The organism is Kitasatospora sp. NPDC048722 (genome assembly GCF_040650235.1).
Lineage (GTDB): Bacteria > Actinomycetota > Actinomycetes > Streptomycetales > Streptomycetaceae > Kitasatospora.
In genome coordinates this window covers 97,909-118,449 of the sequence record NZ_JBEZGX010000022.1, presented here as the reverse complement: position 1 = coordinate 118,449, position 20,541 = coordinate 97,909, and the positions used below count along the sequence as shown (strand labels likewise).

Annotated in this window: 21 protein-coding genes and 1 pseudogene; 11 read left to right on the top strand and 11 right to left on the bottom strand. The window is 74.1% G+C overall.

Going from position 1 to position 20,541, the window contains the following annotated elements:
* Positions 1 to 57 precede the first annotated feature (57 nt).
* A complete protein-coding gene (locus tag AB0C76_RS18540; RefSeq protein ID WP_359966023.1) occupies positions 58 to 702 on the top strand; it encodes an XRE family transcriptional regulator in 645 nt (214 codons plus the stop codon).
* A 20-nt stretch (positions 703 to 722) separates the two neighbouring features.
* Here the strand turns inward: AB0C76_RS18540 and AB0C76_RS18535 are convergent, their stop codons facing one another.
* Entirely contained in the window at positions 723 to 2,660 is a 1,938-nt protein-coding gene (locus AB0C76_RS18535) for an AfsR/SARP family transcriptional regulator (RefSeq protein WP_359966020.1), read from the bottom strand.
* Positions 2,661 to 2,775: 115 nt separating this feature from the next.
* Between AB0C76_RS18535 and AB0C76_RS18530 the strand changes: the two genes are divergently transcribed.
* Positions 2,776 to 3,654 carry an alpha/beta hydrolase gene (locus tag AB0C76_RS18530; RefSeq protein ID WP_359966017.1) on the top strand — a complete coding sequence of 293 codons (879 nt, stop codon included), beginning with the start codon at positions 2,776 to 2,778 and terminating at the stop codon, positions 3,652 to 3,654.
* Positions 3,655 to 3,801: 147 nt separating this feature from the next.
* Here the strand turns inward: AB0C76_RS18530 and AB0C76_RS18525 are convergent, their stop codons facing one another.
* Positions 3,802 to 4,326: a hypothetical protein gene (locus AB0C76_RS18525; protein ID WP_359966014.1), complete on the bottom strand. Its 525-nt coding sequence runs from the start codon at positions 4,324 to 4,326 to the stop codon at positions 3,802 to 3,804.
* Here AB0C76_RS18525 and AB0C76_RS18520 point away from each other — a divergent pair.
* The gene (locus AB0C76_RS18520) at positions 4,319 to 4,828 is read left to right on the top strand and encodes a hypothetical protein (RefSeq protein WP_359966012.1); all 510 of its coding nucleotides are present in this window, start codon (positions 4,319 to 4,321) and stop codon (positions 4,826 to 4,828) included. The two genes, AB0C76_RS18525 and AB0C76_RS18520, sit on opposite strands and share 8 nt — an antisense overlap.
* A 158-nt stretch (positions 4,829 to 4,986) precedes the next feature.
* Here AB0C76_RS18520 and AB0C76_RS18515 read toward each other — a convergent pair whose 3' ends face one another.
* Complete coding sequence (locus tag AB0C76_RS18515) at positions 4,987 to 5,502, bottom strand: NUDIX domain-containing protein (protein WP_359966009.1); 516 nt, start codon at positions 5,500 to 5,502, stop codon at positions 4,987 to 4,989.
* A 551-nt stretch (positions 5,503 to 6,053) separates the two neighbouring features.
* Entirely contained in the window at positions 6,054 to 6,941 is an 888-nt protein-coding gene (locus AB0C76_RS18510) for a LysR family transcriptional regulator (RefSeq protein ID WP_359966050.1), read from the bottom strand.
* Positions 6,942 to 7,112: 171 nt separating this feature from the next.
* On the opposite strand from AB0C76_RS18510, the gene AB0C76_RS18505 reads away from it, so the two are divergent.
* A complete protein-coding gene (locus tag AB0C76_RS18505; protein ID WP_359966007.1) occupies positions 7,113 to 7,406 on the top strand; it encodes a DUF1330 domain-containing protein in 294 nt (97 codons plus the stop codon).
* 311 nt (positions 7,407 to 7,717) lie between these two features.
* Complete coding sequence (locus AB0C76_RS18500) at positions 7,718 to 8,674, top strand: hypothetical protein (protein WP_359966004.1); 957 nt, start codon at positions 7,718 to 7,720, stop codon at positions 8,672 to 8,674.
* 96 nt (positions 8,675 to 8,770) lie between these two features.
* Here the strand turns inward: AB0C76_RS18500 and AB0C76_RS18495 are convergent, their stop codons facing one another.
* From AB0C76_RS18495 to AB0C76_RS18485, 3 genes are read right to left on the bottom strand one after another with little or no spacing between them, the layout of a single operon-like run.
* On the bottom strand, positions 8,771 to 9,790 hold the full coding sequence (locus tag AB0C76_RS18495; RefSeq protein WP_359966001.1) for a TolB-like translocation protein: 1,020 nt from the start codon (positions 9,788 to 9,790) through the stop codon (positions 8,771 to 8,773).
* Complete coding sequence (locus AB0C76_RS18490) at positions 9,787 to 11,094, bottom strand: MFS transporter (RefSeq protein WP_359965998.1); 1,308 nt, start codon at positions 11,092 to 11,094, stop codon at positions 9,787 to 9,789. Before AB0C76_RS18490 ends, AB0C76_RS18495 begins: the two co-directional genes overlap by 4 nt.
* Before the next feature lie 2 nt (positions 11,095 to 11,096).
* Positions 11,097 to 11,972, bottom strand: coding sequence for an alkaline phosphatase family protein (locus tag AB0C76_RS18485; protein WP_359965995.1), 876 nt, complete (start codon positions 11,970 to 11,972; stop codon positions 11,097 to 11,099).
* A gap of 514 nt (positions 11,973 to 12,486) precedes the next feature.
* Between AB0C76_RS18485 and AB0C76_RS18480 the strand changes: the two genes are divergently transcribed.
* The 3 genes from AB0C76_RS18480 (at position 12,487) to AB0C76_RS18470 (ending at position 15,227) form a co-directional block, all read left to right on the top strand.
* Complete coding sequence (locus AB0C76_RS18480; RefSeq protein WP_359965992.1) at positions 12,487 to 13,272, top strand: G1 family glutamic endopeptidase; 786 nt, start codon at positions 12,487 to 12,489, stop codon at positions 13,270 to 13,272.
* A 38-nt stretch (positions 13,273 to 13,310) separates the two neighbouring features.
* A complete protein-coding gene (locus AB0C76_RS18475) occupies positions 13,311 to 14,582 on the top strand; it encodes a S53 family peptidase (protein WP_359965989.1) in 1,272 nt (423 codons plus the stop codon).
* 225 nt (positions 14,583 to 14,807) lie between these two features.
* The gene (locus AB0C76_RS18470; RefSeq protein ID WP_359965986.1) at positions 14,808 to 15,227 is read left to right on the top strand and encodes a YciI family protein; all 420 of its coding nucleotides are present in this window, start codon (positions 14,808 to 14,810) and stop codon (positions 15,225 to 15,227) included.
* A 494-nt stretch (positions 15,228 to 15,721) separates the two neighbouring features.
* On the opposite strand, the gene AB0C76_RS18465 is transcribed toward AB0C76_RS18470, so the two are convergent.
* The gene (locus tag AB0C76_RS18465; RefSeq protein ID WP_359965983.1) at positions 15,722 to 15,958 is read right to left on the bottom strand and encodes an amphi-Trp domain-containing protein; all 237 of its coding nucleotides are present in this window, start codon (positions 15,956 to 15,958) and stop codon (positions 15,722 to 15,724) included.
* 163 nt (positions 15,959 to 16,121) lie between these two features.
* Here AB0C76_RS18465 and AB0C76_RS18460 point away from each other — a divergent pair.
* Positions 16,122 to 16,277 (top strand): annotated as a pseudogene (locus tag AB0C76_RS18460) (IS5/IS1182 family transposase); the annotation flags it as partial.
* Positions 16,278 to 16,304: 27 nt separating this feature from the next.
* Here the strand turns inward: AB0C76_RS18460 and AB0C76_RS18455 are convergent.
* Positions 16,305 to 16,883 (bottom strand): TetR/AcrR family transcriptional regulator, encoded by a 579-nt coding sequence (locus AB0C76_RS18455; protein WP_359965980.1) that lies wholly within the window; start codon positions 16,881 to 16,883, stop codon positions 16,305 to 16,307.
* A 50-nt stretch (positions 16,884 to 16,933) separates the two neighbouring features.
* On the opposite strand from AB0C76_RS18455, the gene AB0C76_RS18450 reads away from it, so the two are divergent.
* Positions 16,934 to 17,719 carry a helix-turn-helix domain-containing protein gene (locus AB0C76_RS18450; RefSeq protein ID WP_359965977.1) on the top strand — a complete coding sequence of 262 codons (786 nt, stop codon included), beginning with the start codon at positions 16,934 to 16,936 and terminating at the stop codon, positions 17,717 to 17,719.
* Here AB0C76_RS18450 and AB0C76_RS18445 read toward each other — a convergent pair.
* The gene (locus AB0C76_RS18445; protein ID WP_359965974.1) at positions 17,691 to 18,725 is read right to left on the bottom strand and encodes a helix-turn-helix domain-containing protein; all 1,035 of its coding nucleotides are present in this window, start codon (positions 18,723 to 18,725) and stop codon (positions 17,691 to 17,693) included. The two genes, AB0C76_RS18450 and AB0C76_RS18445, sit on opposite strands and share 29 nt — an antisense overlap.
* Positions 18,726 to 18,843: 118 nt before the next feature.
* On the opposite strand from AB0C76_RS18445, the gene AB0C76_RS18440 reads away from it, so the two are divergent.
* Positions 18,844 to 19,749 (top strand): alpha/beta hydrolase, encoded by a 906-nt coding sequence (locus AB0C76_RS18440; RefSeq protein WP_359965971.1) that lies wholly within the window; start codon positions 18,844 to 18,846, stop codon positions 19,747 to 19,749.
* 26 nt (positions 19,750 to 19,775) lie between these two features.
* On the opposite strand, the gene AB0C76_RS18435 is transcribed toward AB0C76_RS18440, so the two are convergent.
* On the bottom strand, positions 19,776 to 20,429 hold the full coding sequence (locus tag AB0C76_RS18435; protein WP_359965968.1) for a LuxR C-terminal-related transcriptional regulator: 654 nt from the start codon (positions 20,427 to 20,429) through the stop codon (positions 19,776 to 19,778).
* Positions 20,430 to 20,541: the final 112 nt, after the last annotated feature.

Here is a 20,541-nt window from a genome sequence, read left to right as displayed (position 1 = left end):
TTCGGCAAACTGGCGGGACAGGATGCGGGAGCGGCACGTCCGGAAGGGGTGGAGCGGGTGGCTGGCGACGAGGTGGCCGACACGCTGGCGGCGATGGGCCCGCGGCTGCGGGCCGTACGCGAGCGGCGCGGCGTCACGCTCACCGACGTCTGCCGCGCGACCGGCATCTCCCCGAGCACGCTGTCGCGGATCGAGACCGGCCGGCGCAAGCCCACCCTGGAGGTGCTGTTGCACCTGTCGAAGGAGTACGGCGTCTGCCTGGACGAACTGGCCGCCAGCGGCCCCACCGCCCCTGCCGCCACCACGGCCGCCCCCGCCCCCGCTCCCGATGTCGAGCGCACCGCTGCGCTCCGGCGTTTCGGCGACGACAAGGCGGTGCTGCCGCTGACCCGGTACGTCGGGGGCCTGCACGCCCACAAACACGTCCTGCCCGCCGTTCAGGAGCCGCCCGCGCGGCCCCGGCAGGTCTCGCACGACGGCTGGGAATGGCTGTGCGTCCTGTACGGGCGGCTGTGGCTCGCCCTCGGCGACCAGGACCTCGTCCTGGGTGCCGGAGATGTCGCCGAGTTCGACACCCGCAGGCCCCACGGCCTCGCGAACGCCGGCCCCGGCGGCCCGGTCGAGTACCTGGTCATGTTCGGGCCGCAGGGAGAGCGCCTGCGAGCACGCACCCCGCCCGCCCCAGGCCCCAGGGCCCGGTAGCGGGCGGCCTTCCGGCCGGCTCACTCCCCTTCGGCGCAGGCCTGCGCCTCGGTCAGGTAGCGGGCCACCGGGCCGAGGGTCAGCATCCCGCTGGCCGCGCCCGCGTGTTCGGTGCGGGCGGAGCGCAGGGCCGCCGCGGCGCGGGCGGCGACGGCGCGCTCGCCGAGGCGGGTGGCGGCGCGTGCGAGCAGGCACCACAGCGCCTCCTGCATGTGGTCACGCGGTGGCCGGGGCGCCGCGGCCAGGGCGGCACGGGCCTGCTCGGGGCGGTCCTGGTCGAGGAACAGGAGGGGGCGGGCCCAGGGGCCGTAGGGTCCCCAGTCGAGACGGGGATCGGTCGGTGCGGGCCGGTCGTGCAGCAGGCGCAGGCCCAGGAGGGCGAGGGGGAACAGCCCGCGGTGCAGTCCGGGCATGCCGGCCGTCCGCAGGGCGTCCTCGGCGGCGCGGTACCGCGCCGCGGCCGCGGCGGGGGTGGGTCCGCCGGGTTCGGTGCTGTCGGCGGCGGTGGCCCGGGCCCGGAACCACGCGGTGAGGCAGGGGACGAGGGGTGCCTCGACGGTGGCGGCGAGCTGTTCGGCGGCCCGGGCGTGCGCGGCTGCTGCCGGGAGGTCGCCGAGGGCGGAGGCGGATTGGAGACGGATGAGCCGGCCGAGCACGGCGAACCTCGGCAGGTCGTTGCGGCTGGCCAGGTCGAGGATCTCGCCGCCGATCGCGTCCCGTACCGCGGCGAGTCCGGGGCGGGCGAAGGACTGGAGGAAGACCCCGTTGAGGGCGAACGCCAGCAGGGCCGGATCGCCCAGGTCGCGGGCCAGCGTCTCGGCCTGCCGTGCCGCCCGCCCGGCCCGCTCGAGCCCGGCCGCCGGCAGATCGGCGCTGCGACTCTCGACGGCGACCGTGGCCAGGAGGCGGGCGCGCAGGTCGGCGGGGCCGTCGGGGCCGAGCCCGGCGAGCGCGCGCTCGGCGGCCGCGACGACGGCACGGGACTGCTCGGGGTCGTCCGCCCGGCTCCACAGGGCGGGCACGTCGTAGGCGCCGATGATCCGGGCGGTCAGCGTGAGGTCGCCGGTGCGCCTCGCCGCGTGGATCGCGGCGAGGCGGTCGCGCCGTGAACGGACCAGGGCGTCACCGCCGGCCAGTGCCAGGGTGCGGGCCAGGTCGACGGTGGTGCGCGGGCCGAGCCGGACGGCGCCGGCCGCCCATGCGGGCGGTGGCGCTTCGAGGGACGCCGACCGGTTGAGGATGTCCGTCTCCAGGCGCCCGAGATCGGGGCCGGGATCGAGTCCGAGCTGGTCCACGAGCATCGTGCGGGCGCGGCGCAGGGTGGCCAGGGCGTCGGCCTGGCGGCCCGCGCGGTGCAGCGCGCGGGCGAGCAGCCCCCAGGCCGGCTCCCGCCAGGGGTGTTCGGCGACGTGGGCGCCCAGCTCGGCGACGAGATCGGTCCCCGTGCCGGCGTCGAGCAGGAGACGAGCGCGGAGTTCCACCCCCTCCAGCCGCAGCTCCTCCAACCGCGTCCGCTCGCGCTGCGCCCAGGCGGAGTCCCGCACGTCGGCGTAGGCGGGCCCGCGCCAGGCCGCCAGTGCCGCGCCCAGTCCGTCGGCCGCGTCGGGATCGTGCCGGGCGCGGGCCAGGGCGTCCTGGAACCGGTGGACGTCCACGTCCTCGCGCGGCAGCCGCAGCGCGTAACCGGGTCCTTCCGTGACCAGGACGCGCGGCGGGTTCCGGGGCGGCCGGTCGGGTTCGATGGCGCGGCGCAGCGCGGCGACGAACGTGCGCAGCGCGCCCACGGCGCCTGCCGGCGGCTGGGACCACAGGTCGTTCACGAGGGTGTCGGTGGTGACCATCCGGCCCTCGGCGGCGACGAGCCGGGCGAGGACCTCGCGGTGGCGTGGTCCGCCCAGGTCGAGCGGAGTTCCGTCCTCCCGCATGGCCCGCACCGCACCCAGCACGTCGATTCGCATGCCTCCATCCTCCGTGGCGCCGGTGCGCCGCGTCACGCGGTGCTGATCGGTTGCTGATCGGGGACGTCCACGCTGTTCCCGTCCGCCCCCGACCCGAGGAAAGGGCCCTTTCGCCATGACGCTCACCATCGCCGGCTTCGACCACGTGCGCCTGCCCGGCGCGGACGGTGTGGAACTGGCCGCCGCCGTCGGCGGCAGCGGCAGTCCGGTCGTACTACTGCACGGCTTCCCCCAGACCCATCTGATGTGGCGGCACGTCGCCGAGCGCCTCGCCGGCGAGCACACCGTGATCTGTCCCGACCTGCGCGGCTACGGCACCAGCGACAAGCCCGCGGCCACCGGCCCCGAGGTGTACGCCAAGCGCAGCATGGCCGCGGACGTCGTGGCCCTGGCGGCGGCGCTCGGGCACGAGCGCTTCGCCCTCGTGGGACACGACCGGGGCGCCCTGGTCGCCTTCCGCGCGGGGCTGGACCACCCCGAGACCGTCACCCATCTCGGCCTGCTCGACATCGTGCCGACGCTGGACATGTGGAACGTCCTGCACGGCGTGTCAGCGGCGGTCGGCTACCACCTGTTCCTCATGGCGCAGCCCCCCGGCCTGCCCGAGGTGATGATCGCCAACAGTGCGGAGGCGTTCTTCGGCTCGTTCCTCGACGCCTGGGCGGGCGATCCGGCCGCCCTGCCTGAGGACGTGCGTGCCGAGTACCTGCGCTCCTGTGCCGCCGCGGTGCCCTCGATCGTCGCCGACTACCGTGCCTCGGCCGGCATCGACGTCACCCACGACCAGGCGGACGTGGACGCCGGGTCCCAGCTGGCGATGCCCGTCACCGTCGTCCAGCAGGACTGGGGCGCGCAACTGGGCTACGACGCCGCCGCGGTGTGGCGGGCCTGGGCACCGGACCTGGACCACCGGCTGACCGGGGCCGGGCACTTCATGGCCGAAGAGGCACCCGACGACATCGCGGAGGTGATCCGGGCTCTCCTGGCCCGCTGAGCCTCCCGCTCCCGCCTCCCGCCCCCGGCGCGCCCCGTGCCCGACGCGATCACGCCGAGCCCACGCAGGAGCCGCGAGGGCGGGTCGCGGTGCCCCGGCTCGCCGCCACGTCCACCCGGCACGGAGGCGTGGCGGCGGACCCGGTGGTCACCCGCCTCCGCCGAACAACCGGGCCAGCAGGCGGAAGGGCGCCGAGACGAAAAGGGCGGCGACGGCGTCGGCGATCTCCTGCTCGGTGGCGCCGGGCCGCCGGTGGCCGACGTGGTCCCCGGCCAGGTCGCCGAACGGCACCGACGCGCGGTGCGGGTGCTTCCCGGTGGCCTGGATCCAGGGCCGCTGTTCGTCGCGGTGGTTGCGCGCCCAGATCCAGGAGACGTCGTCGGGGGCGCGGTGGACCTCCCAGAGCTCGCGCTCGGTGGTGACGCCGGAGTTCTGGCGCCGCAGGGGCGTGAGCTCGGGACCGTCGTGGGTGCAGCGCTTGATCTCGATGCCGTAGTCGTTGACCGCCCGCCACTCGGCGGGCGGTCCGGACTCGAGGAAGGGCGTGGCCGTCAGGCGGTCGACCGTGCTGTCGCCCGCATGGGGGTGAAACTGCCCTCCGCCAGCCGTTCGCCGTGCTGGAGCGGTAAGTTGACGGCTGCCAACTGTGGGAAGGACCGCTGACGTGACCATCGATCAGGCTGCCCTCGGCAGCGCGGTGAAGGCGGTCGTCGCCGCTGCTCACGCCGATGACTCGGCTGCGCTGTACCGGGCGGTGATGCCGCCGACGGGCACGGATGCCCCTCCGGCGGAGGTGGCTGCCTGGTTCGGGTCGCTCGTCCTTCACCTGGCGCTCACGGCTGCGACCGCTTCGGACCTGGAGCGGGGCTGTTCCCGGGAGGCGGTCTCGGGGTGGATCGGGGAGGTGCTGGGCCCGCTGCCCAGCCCGGCGCTGCTGCGGGCCGCGGACCCCGCTCGGATCGACCACGTCGACGCGGTGAGCGCCGCGGCCGCCTGCTCCCGGCTCCGCGAGTACGCCGTCGACCTGATCCGGGTGGGCCTCATCGAGCCGGACGAGGACCCGGATCAGCGTGCCGTCGATGCTCACTGTGCGGTGACGAACGACAAGGACGCGCGGATCATCGTGATGGCGATGCTCGGTCGCCTCGCTCCTGGTCCGGGCGGGCGGGGCTGACGGTGCCGTGCCGGTGCCGCGCGGGTTCCTGGTCACCGCCGGTGCTGGACTGACGGTGGATCGCGGACATGGAAGGGCGCCTTTCCCCCTTGCTCTGCTGTTGCCCTCGTGCGCTCGCGGAGCGCTTCTGCCACAGTGGCGGTCTCCTGGGCGGAAGGTCACTCGCCTCGGGGGAGTTCCGGCGGATCGGCCAGAGCCTGGTACCGGGTGAAGGCTTCCTGAGCGTCGGGGACGAAGGTCGGGCTGCGGATCGCGTCCCGGAGTTCGGCTTCGGTGAGCCATGTGTGCCAGGCGATCTCCGAGGCATCCGGCGTGATCGGCTGGGTGATGGTGGCCTCGTGCACGCCCAGCCAGTAGGGGCTGATCGCTCCGCGGCAGAGGTACTTGAAGACGAGCCGTGTGGAGGCGTGGACACCGATCTCCTCGGCGAGTTCCCGGGCCGCTGCGGCCTCGTATGTCTCACCCACGTTGACGGCGCCGCCCAGCAGCCAGTTGTACCGGCCGGGAAAACGGGAGTCGTTGTCGGGACGTCGGTGGACCAGGATCCGGCCCTCAGGGTCGCGGCAGACGGTCGTCGCGACGCGATGCAACCACTGGTGGCGGATCGCCTCGCCCCGCTCCACGACTGCCAGTACGTGGTCTTCCTCGTCGACACGTTCCACCAGTTCGGCCATGGCGCACACGATGCCAGAGGGCACTGACAGATCCGTGAGAGGACAAGGGTTCAGTAGGCCGGGACCGACCAAGACTCCACCCTCCACGAATCCGCCCGCTTGGCAGCGGCGTCCCCCGGTACCGAGGAGAGCGCAAGGAAGACGAGTCGAAACCCGCGCTGCATCGACGAGAACCGTCAACGTCGGCACGGCTCACGCTGATGCCAGGCGGAGATCACTACGGGCCCTTGCAACCCTGCGGTGCCACCAACGGGACCGGAGATCCGGGCTTGTGCTCCGTGGGCGGGACCGTTGTCGAGAGGGATCTCGATCGGTGGAGTTCGGCGCTGACAGGACCTCGCTCCGGCGAGGGCGGCACTCTTCGCGGAAGGGTCTTCACATGGGAACCCACGCGTTCGTGCTCAGGCGTTCGGATGCTGGTCCGCCGGCGTGGCGAGGTCGTGTCGGACATTCAGCGAGACCGCCGTCGTCGTCATCATCGCGAAGTCCGCCGGGCGCAGGGTCTTCGGCCCCGCCACCGCGGACGTCCGTCTCGTTTGACCTCTTGCGCGTCAGTCCGGCAGCCAGCGCAGCTCGTGCGCCAGGGTTTTGGCGACGGCACGGATGCGGCGGTGCAGTGGCGACTGCTCGCGTGGGAGGACCAGGTGGAACGTCAGGCCGGGCGCGCCCCGCAGCGGTCGCCAGGTGAGGCCGGCCGGTTGTGCCGTGGCCGCGGCTTCTCCGGCCGGGGCCAGGGTGAGCCCGTCGCGCAGGTCGCGTTGAGACATGTCGAAAGAGACTGCGGGCGTGTGGAATCGGGGGTGTGGTCGGGTGTCTCGGAACAGTGCGGACAGCTGATCGTGGATCACGGGGTTGGCCGCACGGTCCGGGAGTCGTAGCGGATACGCGGCCGCGTCGGCGATCTCGATCTCCGGGTGTTCGGCCAGCGGATGGTGCTGCGCCAGCTGGACCCCGATGCGCGCACGCCGCAGCAGGAACCGGCGCACGCCACGGCCCGGTTGTTCACCGCGGGTGATCCCGGCATCGATGCTTCCGTCGGCGACCGCGGGGGAGATCTCCGGTGTCGCCATCGGGGCCGCGCCGACCTCGAGTCCGCTGTTGCCGCGAACCAGCCTGTCCACCAGGGCCGGTGCCGTCTCGGCCCCGGCGCTGAGGCTGTACCCGATGCGCAGCGTGCCCAGTTCACCGGTCGCCGCGCTCCGGGCGGTGTCCCACGCCCGGTCCAGCGCCGCCAGCGCGGGCGGCGCGGACTCCGCCAAAGCCGCACCGGCCGTGGTCAGTACGACGTGACGCGTGTTGCGGACCAGCAGGGCCGTACCGAGTTCCGCCTCCAGTCGGCGCATCCGGGTGCTGAGTGCGGGCTGTGCGATCCCGATCCGTGCGGCCGCGCGGGTGAAGTTCAACTCCTGCGCCAGCACCAGGAAGTACCGCAGGCTCACCGTATCCGGCGCCACGTGCCCTCCCGCCGATTGATAGCGATCCGTTCTGAGCCTATCCCGTACCGGTCTTTCCCTCGGCCGCACATCAAGACCTAACCTGCGGATGCCGGGAGCGATCGATCTGAGTTCGATTCGAAGTCGGACGTGTCCGGCCGAACAGAGGAGGTTTCCATGGCCAAGGGCTACTGGGCCAGTGTCTACCCCGCCGTTTCCGACCCTGAGAGGCTGACTGCCTACGAGAAGCTGGCCGGTCCGGCTGTCCGGGCTGGGGGCGGGCGCGTCCTGTCCCGTGGCGGTCGAGTCGTCGCCCACGAGGCCGGAATCACGCAACGCGTCGTTCTGATCGAGTTCGACAGCTTTGAACAGGCCGTCGCGGCATACGAGAGCGAGGCGTACCAGAAGGCGCTGGTGGCCCTCCCCGACGGCGTCGAGCGCGACTTCCGCATCATCGAGGGCATCGACTGACCGGCAGGCCCAGCCGTCGCTGAGCATCCGTCACCTGAAACGCACGCGGTGCCGAACGACGACTCACGAGACGAGTTCGAAGCGATGCCCCGCGTCAGCAGACCCCCGCGGCGATCGGGAGCCCGCAGCGGTCGGCGGCCCCGGCCGGACGGAGGAGGTGAAGGATCTGCGAGCAGGGGCTCCCGAGGCGCCGTCCGGCGGTAGATTTCGCTGCCATCGTGGGACTCCGCCGGAACGACCGCCGCCCGGCAGCGGTCCCCGGGGAGAGTGAGGACACCGTGCCCGGTCCACCCTTTCGGCCCGTCGGCCCCGTGCGCCGCCCCGAACTCCTCCAGGCCCTGCGCACCGGGCCGTTCGACCTCGCGCTGCGCACGGCGATCCGCGACAGCGGGCTGAGCCTGGAGGGGATCCAGCGCCGCCTCGACCGGCGCGGCGTCCAGGTCAGCGTCTCCAGCCTGAGCTACTGGCAGCGCGGCCGCAGCAGACCCGAACGGCCGGACTCGCTGGCGGCGGTGCGGGTGCTGGAGGAGGTGCTGGGCCTGCACCGGGACGAACTGGTCGTCCTGCTCGGCCCGCGCCGTCCGCGCGGGCGCTGGGTGGAGCACGTCCCCGGTTCGCTCGACTACGCCAGCACCTTCGGCGATCCGGCCGTGGAGGGCGTCCTGGCCGACCTCGACCCGCGCGCCAACGCCCGGCTGGAGACCCTGCACACCCGGGTCGACGTGCACATCGGCTCGCGGCGGGAGGAGCGCCGGGTGGACGTCGTGCAGGTGGTCCGTGCCGTGGCCGCGGGCGTCGACCGGCTGATCCTGCTCACCCAGGCCACGCCCGAGATGTCCGCCGGTGCCGACCTCGGCCTGTCCGACCTGGTCGGCTGCCGACTCGGGAGGCGCCGGGTGGACCGCGAACGCGGCCTGGCGGCAGCGGAGTTGCTCCTCGACCTGGTGCTCGGGCCCGGGCAGTGCACGGTCGTCGAGTACAGCTACGCCTATCCCTCGGAGCAGGTCGCCACCCGCTACCAGCGCATGGTGCGCTTCCCCGGGAAGAACCTGGTCCTGCGGGCGCGCTTCGACCCGGCGGACCTCCCGGCCGGGTGCGCCGCGCTCTGGCGCCCGCAGCACGACGCGCCGCCGTCCAGCGACGAGCAGCTGAGGGTCTCCCCGGCCGGCCACGCCTGTGCCGTGTTCCCGGACGTCACCCCCGGCATCTACGGGCTGTCCTGGGAGTGGAACGAGAACCTCGCGCCGGTGCCGCCGCGGGCCGGCTGACCACCCCGGCCGGAAGCGGCCTTCGGAGGGCCGCCGGATGTAACGGCGGCCATCCGAAAGATGGTTGATGGATCGTCGTGTCATCGGAGGGAGGTTTCAGCGGACGACGGCCGGTGCCAGGGCGGCGCGCACCAGCAGGGCGGGCGCCCCGGAGCCGTCGGCCGGGACGCTCCACACGTCGGTGCCGTCGTCGCCCGGCAGCGCGTACGCGAGGGTCCGCCCGTCCAGCCACAGCGCCTGGTCGTCGACGTCGCGCTGCTCGGCGGTCGCGCTCTCCGCCATGGTCCGCAGGTCCAGCACGTACAGCCGCCAGGGCGCGTCGTCCGGCAGGCCGGGCACGCGCTTCTTGTACGCGATCCGGGTGCCGTCGGGGGACAGAGAGGGGCACTCGACGTTGCCGTGCACGGTGGTGAGCGTGCGGCGGGTGACGTCGCCGGCGGCCAGGTAGGTGCGGCCGCCGGTGGCCACGGTGGCGTAGAACCGTTCGTCGTCGGCGAAGGTCACGCCCCAGACGTTGACGTCCGGGGAGCGGTAGGGCACGCCGTCGAGGGTGACGGCGTCGTCCTCCAGGTTCTCCTGGAGCGTCCAGGTGCGGGTGTCCAGGACGGAGGTGCGGGTGGAGAAGGAGCCGCCGGCGTAGGAGTCCCCGCTGAGGAAGACCGTCCACGCCACCAGGTGTCCGGAGGGCGACACCCGGGCCCGGGTCGGGATCCCGGCCAGGTCGTAGTGGCGCACCTCGTGCAGGGCCGCGTCCAGGACCACGGCGCGGTAGCCGTCCTGGACCAGCCCGTGCACCGCCTGCAGGCAGATTCCGGTGCCTGCCGCCGCGTGGAAGCGCAGACAGGTGGGGGCGGACGCCGCGGTGCGGGTCCCGTCCGGCTGCCGGAGCGGGACGGAGGCCAGCTCGTCGCGGTCGGGGCCCCAGGTCATGCTGCGGAACACCAGGCGGGGGCCGTCCGGCTGGGCGCCGAGCGTCACCGTCCCGGCCCGCACCGGCGGTTCGTCCGCCCGGGCGCCCCGGGCCTGCCCGGCGGCGTGCAGCACCGCCAGCGTGCCGGTCGCCGCCAGCAGCGCGACCGCCGCGAGCAGGACGAGGAACCTGCGTCCGCCGCTCACGCGGCCTCCTTCCCGCGCGCCGGGCCCGGCCGCAGCACGGACGCCGCCACGGCCACCGCCCCGGCCAGCGCGGCCGTCATCGCCGCCAGGGCCGCGCCGTCCCCCCACCGCGCCCACAGCACCCCCACCGCCAGCGAGCAGCCGAAGCGGCCGGCGGCCTGGCCCGTGCCCACCAGCGCCAGGCCGGCCCCCTGCCGGGACGCGGGCACGACGGCGGCCGTGGCGGCCGCGAGCATCCCGTCGGTCGCCGCGTAGAACACGCCGTGCAGGGTGAGGACGGCCGCGGCGACCGGCAGCCCGCCGGCCGGGCGCAGCAGCAGGAGCGCGTACCCGGACAGCAGCGCCAGGTGTCCCAGGACGAACACCCGCCGCCGGCCGTACCGGTCACCGGCCGCACCCAGCGGTACCGCGAGCAGCAGGTAGGCCGCGGCCGTGCCGAGCGGCAGCAGCGGGAACCAGCCGGCCGGCAGGCCCAGGCGCCGCTGGGCGAACAGGTAGACGAAGGAGTCGCTGAGGGTGGCGAGTCCGAGCAGTGCCGCGCACAGGCAGACCCGGCGCAGGCCGGGCAGGCGCAGCAGCCGGGCGACGGGCCGTCCGGCCGGCAGCGGGAGCGCGCCGCCGACCGTGCCCCCGGGGCGGGCGGGCACGCACAGGACGAGCACCAGGACGCCGAGCGCCGCGACGCAGGAGCTGACCGTGAAGACCGCGTGGTAGCCGCCCGGGGCGGCGCGCAGGATCAGGAAGGCCAGCAGCGGTCCGGCCAGCGCCCCGACGGTGTCCATCGCCCGGTGCACGCCGAACGCGCGGGCGCGGCGCTCGGGCGGGGTGGACAGGGAGATCAGCGCGTCGCGCGGGGCGGTGCGCAGCCCCTTGCCGGCCCGGTCCACGGCGAGGACCAGACCGAGCACCGGTGTGGTGCGGGCGAGCAGCAGCGCCGGTTTGCACAGCGCCGAGAGCCCGTACCCGGCGGCCGCGACGGCCTTGTGCCGCCCGTGGCCGTCGGTGCCGTGGCCGTGGGCGTCGTGCCCGCCGGGCCGGTCGGCGAGCAGCCCGCCGAGCAGCCGGACCACGACGGTCGCGCCGTTGTAGACGCCGTCCAGCACGCCGAACCCCAGGGGGGACACGGCCATGGCGGTGACCAGGTAGAGCGGGAGCACGGCGGTGACCATCTCGGAGGAGACGTCCGTGACGAGGCTGACGGTCCCGAGCGCCAGCACGGTGGTGGCGATCCGCGCGGGCCGCCCCGGCCGGGGGGCCGGGGCGGCGTCGGACGCCGGGGTGTGACGGCTGTCCGCGAGGTACACGGTCAGTTCCAGACGCCGGTGATGTCGTTGGCCGAGGCGGACTTGCCGGCGTGGGCGCCGGTGCCGGCCAGGTCCTCCAGGGTGTGCAGCAGGTCGTAGTGGTTGTACGAGGTGCTGCTGGTGGCACCCGCCCTGGCGGGCTGCCCGTAGATCAGGGTGGGGATGTGGTTGCCGCTGTTGCGGTCGTCCTCGTCGTAGGTGACGACCAGCAGGCTGTTGTGGCTCCCGGCCCAGGAGGCGTAGCCGCCCAGCTTGTTCTTCAGCCAGGAGTCCCCGGTGCCCACCGAGCAGTTGTGCATGTCGCTGCAGAGGTCGGGGATGACGAAGGAGACCTTGGGCAGCGTGCCGTAGTCCGAGGGGAACTGCGTGAAGGTGTGCTCGGTGGAGCCGGGGACGTTGCCGAAGCCCACCCAGGGGGCGTGCTTGCGGGCGTAGTTGCCGCTGCTGCAGGTGGTGGACCCCTGGCTGGGCAGGGCCTCGCTGTAGCTGCCCCAGCTCTTTCCGGCCGCGCTCAGCTCGGACGCCAGGTTGGGCGCCTTGCTGAAGCCGGGGGAGTAGCAGGAGTCGTCGGTGATTCCCTGGGTGCTGCCGGAGAACACCGCGAAGTAGTTCGGCTGGCTGGGGTGGGTGATCCCGTACGAGGCCTTGAGCAGGGCACCTCCGGTGGCGAGCGAGTTGAGGAAGGGGGCGTCCGGGCTGCCGATGATCTGCCCGTAGGCGTGGTTCTCCAGCATCACCACGACGATGTGGTCGGGCGAGGGGAGGGTGGCGGCGGCCGAGGCGCTGGTACCGGCCGTGAGTGCGGCGGCTGCGGTCGCGCCGGCCACCGCGGCGGCCAGGACGAGCGTGGTGCGGGAACGGGCGGTGGGGAAGGGCATGCCTGTCTCCGGGCAGGGGGTGGGGTGGGGTGTCCGGCGCGGCGCGCCGGTGCGGACGGCGGACACACCGGGTGTGGGGTGCCGGGCCGTCGGCAGGGGTCGACCGTCCCGCAGCGTCGATCGGGCGTCAACACCTCTCGTGGACGGGTGAGTTCCTGCTGTCAAACGGCCGCCGACTGTGTGGATGCCGCAGGCCTGTGCTGACGGGCCGACGGCCGGATCTCGATCCTGCGGCGACGGCCAATACTGTGGATTCCCCAGTGCGACGCTCCGTCCCGGGGCGGCCGGGCCACTCGACTGGCGAATCCACAGAATTGCCCGCCCCGTGGGCCGGGGTGGGTGCCGTGCCGCAGTTCAGCGGCCCTGCGGACGGCCCTCGGGAAGCTGCTCTCAACCGTCAACCATTGTGAATTCCAGGCGCGTTGACCGCTGTAGCGGCGCGCGGCGACACTCTCGTCCCATCACGGCCCGCCCCCTTGGTGCCGGCCCCCTTCCCTTTCCGAGGAGTCCCCTCATGCCCCGTCGCGCCACGGCACGCCCCCGCACCCGCCCCCGTTCGTACGCCCGCTCCCTCGCCGCCGCCTGCGCACTGCTGCTGTGCGCGCCGCCGGCCGCCGCCGCCTCTACCAGTGCGGCCGCCTCGGCCGCCTCCACCCCCGCGGGGACGCCCGCTGCCCACGCCGGCATCACCTCCGGAAACTGGTCCGGCTACGCGGCGACCGGCTCGACGTACCACTCGGTCAGTGCGAGCTGGACCCAGCCCCGGATCAGCTGCGCCGCCGTCGGCGCGGTGTCCATCTGGGTCGGTCTGGACGGCCAGGGCACCAGCACCGTCGAACAGACCGGGACCCAGGCCGAGTGCACCGCCGTCAACGCCACACCCCGCTACTTCGCCTGGTGGGAGAACTACCCGGACCCGGAGTCCCCCTACCGCGACGCCGTCCGGCCCGGCGACACCATGACCGCCTCCGTCACCTACGACCGCGCGCACGACACCTACACCGCCGAGCTCACCGACGAGACCCTCGGCTGGACCGAGACCAAGTCCTTCCCCCGCTACGGCGGCGCCACCAACGGCAGCGCCGAAGTGATCGCCGAAGCCCCCAACCGCAACGGCTCCCGCCAGCCGCTGGCGGACTTCGGCAGCGTCACCTTCACCCGCGCCGCAGTCGACGGCCGCACCCTGGCCGCCGCCTCGGCGGCCACCGTGACCATGGCCCGCAACGGCGTCACCGAGGCCGTGCCCGGGCCGCTGTCCGGCGGCGGCGACTCGTTCACCGACACCTGGAAGCACTCCTGAACCCGCTCGCCGCCCAACCGACCAGTGAGGAACCGACGATGACCCCCCACCACCGAACCCCCCACCACCGAACCCCCCACCACCGAACCCCCCACCACCGCGCCCAGCGCCGGGCCCTGCTGTCCGCCGCCGCGCTGACCCTGGCCACCCTCGCCACCGCCCCCCTCGCGCACGCCGGGCCGACCGCCGCCCCCCACCGGCCCTGGCACCAGCTGTGCGCCGCCCCCACCGAGACCACCGCCGGCTGCGACGTCCTGGAAGCCGACACCCCCACCGGGCCGGCCGCCGCCGAGGGACCGGCCGCCCCCGCCGGGTACGGGCCCGCCGACCTCCGGTCCGCCTACCGCCTGCCCTCCGACGGAGGCTCCGGCCAGACCATCGCCGTCATCGACGCCTACGACGACCCCGACGCCGAGACCGACCTGGCCACCTACCGCGAGCAGTACGGCCTGCCCGCCTGCACCACCGACAACGGGTGCTTCCGCAAGGTCAACTCCGACGGACGGACCAGCCCGCTGCCCTCCCCCGCGAGTGTCAACCAGGGCGCCGAGGACTCCCTCGACCTCGACCTGGTCTCCGCCACCGCCCCGAACGCGAAGATCGTCCTGGTCGAGGCGAACAGCGCGAAGATCTCCGACATCGGTGCCGCCGTCAACCAGGCCGTCGCCCTCGGCGCGAAGTTCGTCTCCAACAGCTACATCTTCAAGGAATCCGCCGACGATCCCACCTACGACAAGGACTACTACGACCACCCCGGCGTCGCCATGGTCGCGGGCAGCGGGGACTGGGACTACTCCTGGGGCGTCGGCTACCCCTCCAGCTCCCCCTACGCCACCTCCGTCGGCGGCACCTCCCTCGTCCGGGCCGGCAACGCCCGCGGCTGGAGCGAGAGCGCCTGGAACACCAAACCCGGCGAGGGCACCGGCTCCGGCTGCTCCGCCTACGAGGCCAAACCCGCGTGGCAGAAGGACACCGGCTGCCGCCACCGGATGGCCACCGACGTCTCCGCCGCCGCCGACCCCGGCCACGGCCTGGCCGTCTACGACAGCTACCAGCGGAACGGCTGGAGCACCTTCGGCGGCACCAGCGCCGCCACCCCGATCATCACCGGCGTCTACGCCGACGCGGGTACCCCCAGCGCCGGCTCGAACCCCGCCTCCTTCCCCTACGCCCACCCCGGCGCGCTCAACGACGTCACCACCGGCACCAACGGATCCTGCAGCCCGGCCTACTTCTGCACCGCCGGCCCCGGCTACGACGGCCCCACCGGTCTCGGCACCCCCGCCGGCACCGCCGCCTTCCGCGGCTGACACGGGCGGCCGGCCCGCACCCGGCCCGGGTGCACCCGGCCCTCAGCCGCTCGACGGGCCCTCCCGCCCCCCCGCCACCGCCTCTCCGTACGGGGGCCGGGAGTGCCCGTCGGAGGGAATCCGAAAAAATCTCACCCGGGTCGCTCCACGTGTCGATCCGCGGCTGCGCCGTTCGACCTTGGACCGAGAGGGGCGAGGAGCGCCCCCCGAACAAGGAGAGCGACCATGGCGAAGTACATGCTGATCATGCGGGGCACGGACGAGTCCGTCGCGAAGATGATGGAGACGCCCTTCGAGGACATGCTCGAAACGGTGGGCCGCTTCAACGAGGAGCTGATCCGGGCCGGCGTGCTCGTCGCCGCCGAGGGACTGGACGACCCGTCGCAGGGCGTCGTGGTCGACTTCGACGGGGAGACCCCGGTCGTCACCGACGGGCCGTACGGTGGGACGAAGGAACTGTTCGGCGGCTTCTACCTGATCGACGTCGCCTCCAAGGAGGAGGCCGTCGAGTGGGCCAGGCGGCTCCCGGCGGTTCCCGGCTCGAAGTGCGAGGTCCGTCGGGTCCCCGGCATCGAGGAGTTCCCGCAGGACAACGAGTGGATCGTCAAGGAGCGGGCCTGGCGCGAGCGGACCGGCCAGCTGTGACGCCCGGGGCCTCCGACGGCCCGCCGGTCACCGAAGCGGCGCGGCGGGCCGTCGAGGCCGTCTGGCGGATCGAGTCCGCCCGGATCCTCGGCGCACTCGCCCGCCAAACCGGGGACTTCGCGCTCACCGAGGACGTCGGGCAGGAGGCGCTGGCGGAGGCCCTCGCCGGCTGGTCACGCGACGGCGAGCCGGTCGCCCCGGTGGGCTGGCTGCCGGCGACCGCCCGACTGCGGGCCGCCGCCTGCCACGTCACGGCACCCGGTGCGGGAGACCGACTGGGAGCGCGTCGTACTCCTGATACGAAGGCGCTCGGCCGGGTGGCGCCCTCACCCGTCGTCGACCTCAACCGGGCCGTGGCCCTCGCCATGGCCGACGGACCGGGGGAGGCGTGGTCGACGACCTGGTCGCCTCCGGCCGCCTGTCCGTGGTGCGGTGAGGGCCGCGCCGTGGTGATCGGCGCGGTGAGGTCGGTCCGTCCGGGGAGTGCCGTCCGGTCAGTCCGGCTGCCCCGTGTGCCAGGACAGCTCGATCTCCAGCTCCATCTTGCCGTCCCCCAGCTCGACCTCGATCTCGGTCTCCAGCTCGTCCGGGATCCGCAGGGTCAGCTTCCCGGGCCCGAGCTCCAGCTCGGCCTGGCCCCCGCGCCTGAGTGCCGCCGCCAGTGCTTCGAGCTGGTCGGCGGCCTCGGCGCGCGACAGCGTGCGCTTCTGCTCGAACTCCAGGTCCTTCACGGCTGCCTCCCGGGTCGGCGCGAACAGCAGGTACGGCCCATTCTCACGCCGCTCCCCGCCGTCGGCCCGACGACCTTGGCCGACCCGGTCACCCGGGGCCGCCCGTGCGACTGGGAGCCCGCCCGTCGACCAGCTCGCCAGGCGCCGCAACTGCGGCTCGCGCGGCGGCCGGCCACCCGGCTTCGACCGCGACGCCGACAAGCAGCGCAACACCGTCGAACGCCGCATCAACAAGCCCTGGCGCGGCGTCGCCACCCACTGCGACAAGACCGCAACCGACTACCCGGCGGTTCTCCACATCGCGGGCATCCTCATCTGAGGCGCCCGATGACCCACAGGAAACGGCCTATCCCGCCGTCCCGGCGAAGCGGGTCACGAGGAGGTCGAGGCGCTCCTCCTGCCAGCCGGAGGGGATGCGGCCGCTCTCCGAGAGGACGGCCATGCCGTGCAGCGCGCTCCAGGTGACCTCGGCGAACAGCTCGCGGCGCTCGTTCTCCGGGGGGAAGCAGGCGACGAACTCGTCGAAGCAGGCCCGCATCGGGGCCGGCGTCTCGGCGCTCGCGAACTTCAGGTCGGTGGGCAGGATGAACATCGCCTGGTACAGGGCGGGGCGCTGGACCGCGAAGTCGAGGTAGGCGCCGCCGACGGCCCGCAGGGCCTGCCCGGGTCCGGGGGCGGCCTGCCGGGCGCGGTGCAGGTGGGCGGCGAGTTCGGTGAACGCGTCGAGGGCGACGGCGCTCACGATCGCGTCCTTGCCGTCGAAGTGGCTGTACAGCACCGGCTGGCTGTACTCGACGCGCTCGGCCAGCCGCCGGGTCGTCACGGCCTCCCAGCCCTCGGTCTCCGCGAGCTCGCGCGCGGCCGTGATGATCAGTTGGTGGCGGTGGGCGCGTTCGCGTTCGCGGCGCTCGCTGATGGCGGACATGTCGCCATTGTAGCAATGCTAGACATTCTGTCGTAGGCAGAGCGCCGCCGATGTCCGCGGACACCGTGGTCGTCCCGGGCTGGGCCGACGTCGACGAGGAGCCGCCCCGGGAACTCGTCGACGCCGTCCGCGCGGCCCACGACAACGGCGCGCGTGTGGTCTCCCTCTGCACGGGCGCCTTCGTCCTCGCCGCCGCCGGGCTGCTGGACGGGCTGCGGGCGACGACGCACTGGGCGCACACCCGCGCCCTGGCCGCGCGCCACCCCGACGTCCGGGTCGACCCGGACGTCCTCTACGTGGACAACGGGAGCGTCCTCACCTCCGCCGGCAAGGCCGCCGCGATGGACCTGTGCCTGCACCTCGTCCGGCTCGACCACGGCTCGTCCGTCGCCAACGCCCTCGCCCGCCTCCTCGTCGTGCCGCCCCACCGGGACGGCGGCCAGGCGCAGTTCGTGCCCACCCCGGTGCCCGCGCCCGGGAACCACCCGCTCGCCGACCTCCTCCCGTGGGTGATCGAGCGGCTGGACCAGCCGCTGACCGTCGAGGACCTGGCCCGCCGGGCCAACATGAGCTCGCGCCACCTGGGACGGCACTTCCGGTCCGTCACCGGCACCAGTCCGCTCCAGTGGCTGCTGACCCAACGGATCCGCCACGCCCAGGAGTTGCTGGAGACCACCGAGGACAGCATCGACGCCGTCGCCGCCGCCACCGGCATGGGGACGGGCACCACGCTGCGCCGGCACTTCAACCGCACGGTGGGCGTGCCGCCGGACGCCTACCGGCGGACGTTCCGGCTGCGCACCGCGGTCAGTCGCTCAGCAGACGCCACGCGGTGAGCGCGAGGGTGGCGCGCAACAGCCCTGCGGGTCCGGTGAGTTCGAGGCCGAGCGCCTTGCCGAGCTGGTCCAGGCGGCGCGCCACGCTGGTGTGGTGCAGGTGGAGGACGGTGGCGGCGCGACGCAGGGAGCCGGTGGTGCAGTAGGCGTCCAGCGTCTCCAGGACGTCCGGGTCGCATGCCGCGATGCGGGCGATCGCGGCCACGTCCGGGTCGGCCCGCACGGCATCCTCCGGCAGGTGGGCGAGGAGGGCGACGGCGCCCAGATCGGCGTGGTGGACGACGGGTTGACGCGCGGTGGTGAAGCGCAGCGCGGTGCGGGCCTCGCGCCAGGACCGGGCCGGCGTCCCGGCGGTGCCGATGCCCGCGCGGACGTCGGGCGGGAGGCGGGACGCGTCGACGGTGGTGGCCAGGACGACTGCCGCGTCCGCGAGTCGGGCCGCCTTCACCGGCCGGCCGGGGCACAGGAGGGTGCCGATCCGGTCGAGGGGGAGCGGCGTGCGCACGGCGACGGCGTGCACCGGCAGGTCGGCGGCGAAGCCGAGCAGGCGCAGCGCCCGGGCGCGGGCGGCCTCGTCGGTGTCGGCGCCGATGACGAGCTCGACGAGCGCGGGGTCGGCCATGGTGGTGCGGGCGGGGCCGTAGCGTTCGACGGCGGTGGCGACGGCGATGGCGAGACGGTCGAGGAGGAGGTCGTCCAGGAGGCCCGCGGGGGTGGGGCGTTCGAGCCAGACGGTGCCGATCTCCTCCCCGTCGAGGGTGATCGGAGCGGACGTGGTGACGGCGGGCGGCCCGGGTGCCTCGCGGCCGTCGGGGGTCATGCGGATCGTCCGTCCGGTGCCGGTGAGGCGGATCCCGGCCGTGCACTCGGCGAGGTTCGCGGAGGCGCGGGCGAGGGCGGGCAGGTCCACGCGGCGGCGCATCAGGGTGTCGTAGAACATGACGACGCGGACGGCGGCCTCGACGTCCGAGCCCAGTTGCGACATCCGTACCGCCAGTGCCTCCATGGACCCGAGGATAGGCGGGCGCGGGGGAGTCCGGGCGCGCCGATCGGTGCGTGATCCCGGCGGAACGCGCGACGGCCGGCGGGGGACCGGGCGGGCGGCGGCCGGGACGATGGTCGGCATGGATCCCGAACTCGAAGCATTCGTCCCCTTCTTCCCCGATGTCGACCTGAACGACCCCGCATCCGCCCGGGAGAGCCTCGCCGCGCTGGCCGGCGGCGTCCCCGCCGCCGACGTCCCGGGCATGGTGATCGAGGACCGCACGGTGCCCGCCGACCCGAAGACAGGCCCTGGCGTGCCGGTGCGGATCTACCGGCCCCGCGCGGCGCGCGGCGCCGTGATCTGGCTGCACGGCGGCGGGTTCGTCATGGGCGGCCTGGACACCGAGCACCCGTGGGCCGCCCGGATCGCCGCCGACTCCGGCGCCGTGGTCATCTCGGTGGGCTACCGCCTGGCGCCCGAGCACCCGTACCCCGCGGCGCTGGACGACGTCTACGCCGTCCTCCTCTGGGCCGCCGGGAACGCGGCCGGACTCGGCGTCGACCCCGAGCGCATCGCGATCGGCGGCCACAGCGCCGGCGCCACCCTCGCGGCGGCCGTCTGCCTGCTGGCACGCGACCGGCAGGGGCCGGCGATCCGCTTCCAACTGCTCAACCAGCCCGGCCTCGACGACCGCCAGGAGAGCTGGTCGGCCCGCACCTTCACGGACACGCCGTGGATGACCCGCGACAAGATCGGCGCGGCCTGGCGGCACTACCTGGGCGGCGCACCCGCCACCGCGTACGCGGCCCCGGCCCGCGCCGAGGAACTGACCGGCCTGCCGCCCGTCCACCTCTCCACCGCGGAGTTCTGCCCCAACCGCGACGAGGGCATCGAGTACGCGCTGCGTCTCCTCCGGGCGGGCGTGCCGGTCGAGCTGCACCAGTGGGCCGGGACGTTCCACGGCTCGCAGGCGCTGCTGTCGGCGGAGGTGTCGCAGCGGCAGATCGCCGAGCTCGGCGCGGTGCTGCGGCGGGCGCTGGCGTAGGGGCCTTCAGGCCGGCTCAGGCCGGCTCAGGCCGGCTCAGGCGGCCACGCGTCCGGCACCAGGACGCCGTACGTGTAGGCGCGGGCGACGAGTGCCGTGCGGTTGGGGACGTGCCAGCGGCGGGAGAGGCGGGTCAGGTGGTAGTTGACGCCGTCCCTCGTGAGGCCGATTTCCCGGGCGATCTGGGCGGTCGTCGCGCCCTTCGCGGCGGCGGCCAGGATCCGGGCCTCGACGGGGCTCACCCCGGTGCGCGGCACGGCGGTCTCGGACACCTCGGGCGGCGGCTCGGCCGGCAGGTCGGCGAGGACGCGCAGCGAGAGCAGCAGGTTCGGCGTCTGGTCGGGGGTGTCGCTCACGAGGGCGACGTCCATGACGCCGTGCCGCTCCGAGCCGTCGCCGGCCGTCCACGACACCTCGACGCTGTACTGGGAGCGCCGGTGCTTGTGGACGGCCTCGGCGAGTGCCGGGAGGGTCTCGGCGGCGCTGCCCTGGAGGGTGAAGAACTCCAGGATCCTGCGGTGGTGCAGCTGCCCGGCGAGCAGGCCGAACTCGGCCGCCATCGCACGGTTGACGATGAGGATCCGGCCCGCGTACTCGCACACGGCGATCGGTACCGGTACGTGGTCCAGCAGGCGCAGCGTGCGGTTGCGCCAGACGATCGCGCTGTCGCTCGGGTACACGCGCTGCCTCCTTCAGCAGATCTGACGTCACGTGGGCAAGACCCGGGTGCCACCGGGTACTACACAATCATGTAGTCGGCGGCGTCCGGTGCGCCGGGTGCCGGGCGCACAG

What these genes read in the sequence shown, in the direction of transcription:
- AB0C76_RS18505 (WP_359966007.1), top strand. Translation starts at nt 7,113, where the DNA reads ATGGCCAAGGGCTACTGGGCCAGTGTCTACCCCGCCGTTTCCGACCCT.
- AB0C76_RS18535 (WP_359966020.1), bottom strand. Translation starts at nt 2,660, where the DNA reads ATGCGAATCGACGTGCTGGGTGCGGTGCGGGCCATGCGGGAGGACGGA.
- AB0C76_RS18515 (WP_359966009.1), bottom strand. Translation starts at nt 5,502, where the DNA reads ATGGCCGAACTGGTGGAACGTGTCGACGAGGAAGACCACGTACTGGCA.
- AB0C76_RS18480 (WP_359965992.1), top strand. Translation starts at nt 12,487, where the DNA reads ATGCCCCGTCGCGCCACGGCACGCCCCCGCACCCGCCCCCGTTCGTAC.
- AB0C76_RS18485 (WP_359965995.1), bottom strand. Translation starts at nt 11,972, where the DNA reads ATGCCCTTCCCCACCGCCCGTTCCCGCACCACGCTCGTCCTGGCCGCC.
- AB0C76_RS18475 (WP_359965989.1), top strand. Translation starts at nt 13,311, where the DNA reads ATGACCCCCCACCACCGAACCCCCCACCACCGAACCCCCCACCACCGA.
- AB0C76_RS18440 (WP_359965971.1), top strand. Translation starts at nt 18,844, where the DNA reads ATGGATCCCGAACTCGAAGCATTCGTCCCCTTCTTCCCCGATGTCGAC.
- AB0C76_RS18450 (WP_359965977.1), top strand. Translation starts at nt 16,934, where the DNA reads ATGTCCGCGGACACCGTGGTCGTCCCGGGCTGGGCCGACGTCGACGAG.
- AB0C76_RS18470 (WP_359965986.1), top strand. Translation starts at nt 14,808, where the DNA reads ATGGCGAAGTACATGCTGATCATGCGGGGCACGGACGAGTCCGTCGCG.
- AB0C76_RS18455 (WP_359965980.1), bottom strand. Translation starts at nt 16,883, where the DNA reads ATGTCCGCCATCAGCGAGCGCCGCGAACGCGAACGCGCCCACCGCCAC.
- AB0C76_RS18445 (WP_359965974.1), bottom strand. Translation starts at nt 18,725, where the DNA reads ATGGAGGCACTGGCGGTACGGATGTCGCAACTGGGCTCGGACGTCGAG.
- AB0C76_RS18530 (WP_359966017.1), top strand. Translation starts at nt 2,776, where the DNA reads ATGACGCTCACCATCGCCGGCTTCGACCACGTGCGCCTGCCCGGCGCG.
- AB0C76_RS18525 (WP_359966014.1), bottom strand. Translation starts at nt 4,326, where the DNA reads ATGGTCACGTCAGCGGTCCTTCCCACAGTTGGCAGCCGTCAACTTACC.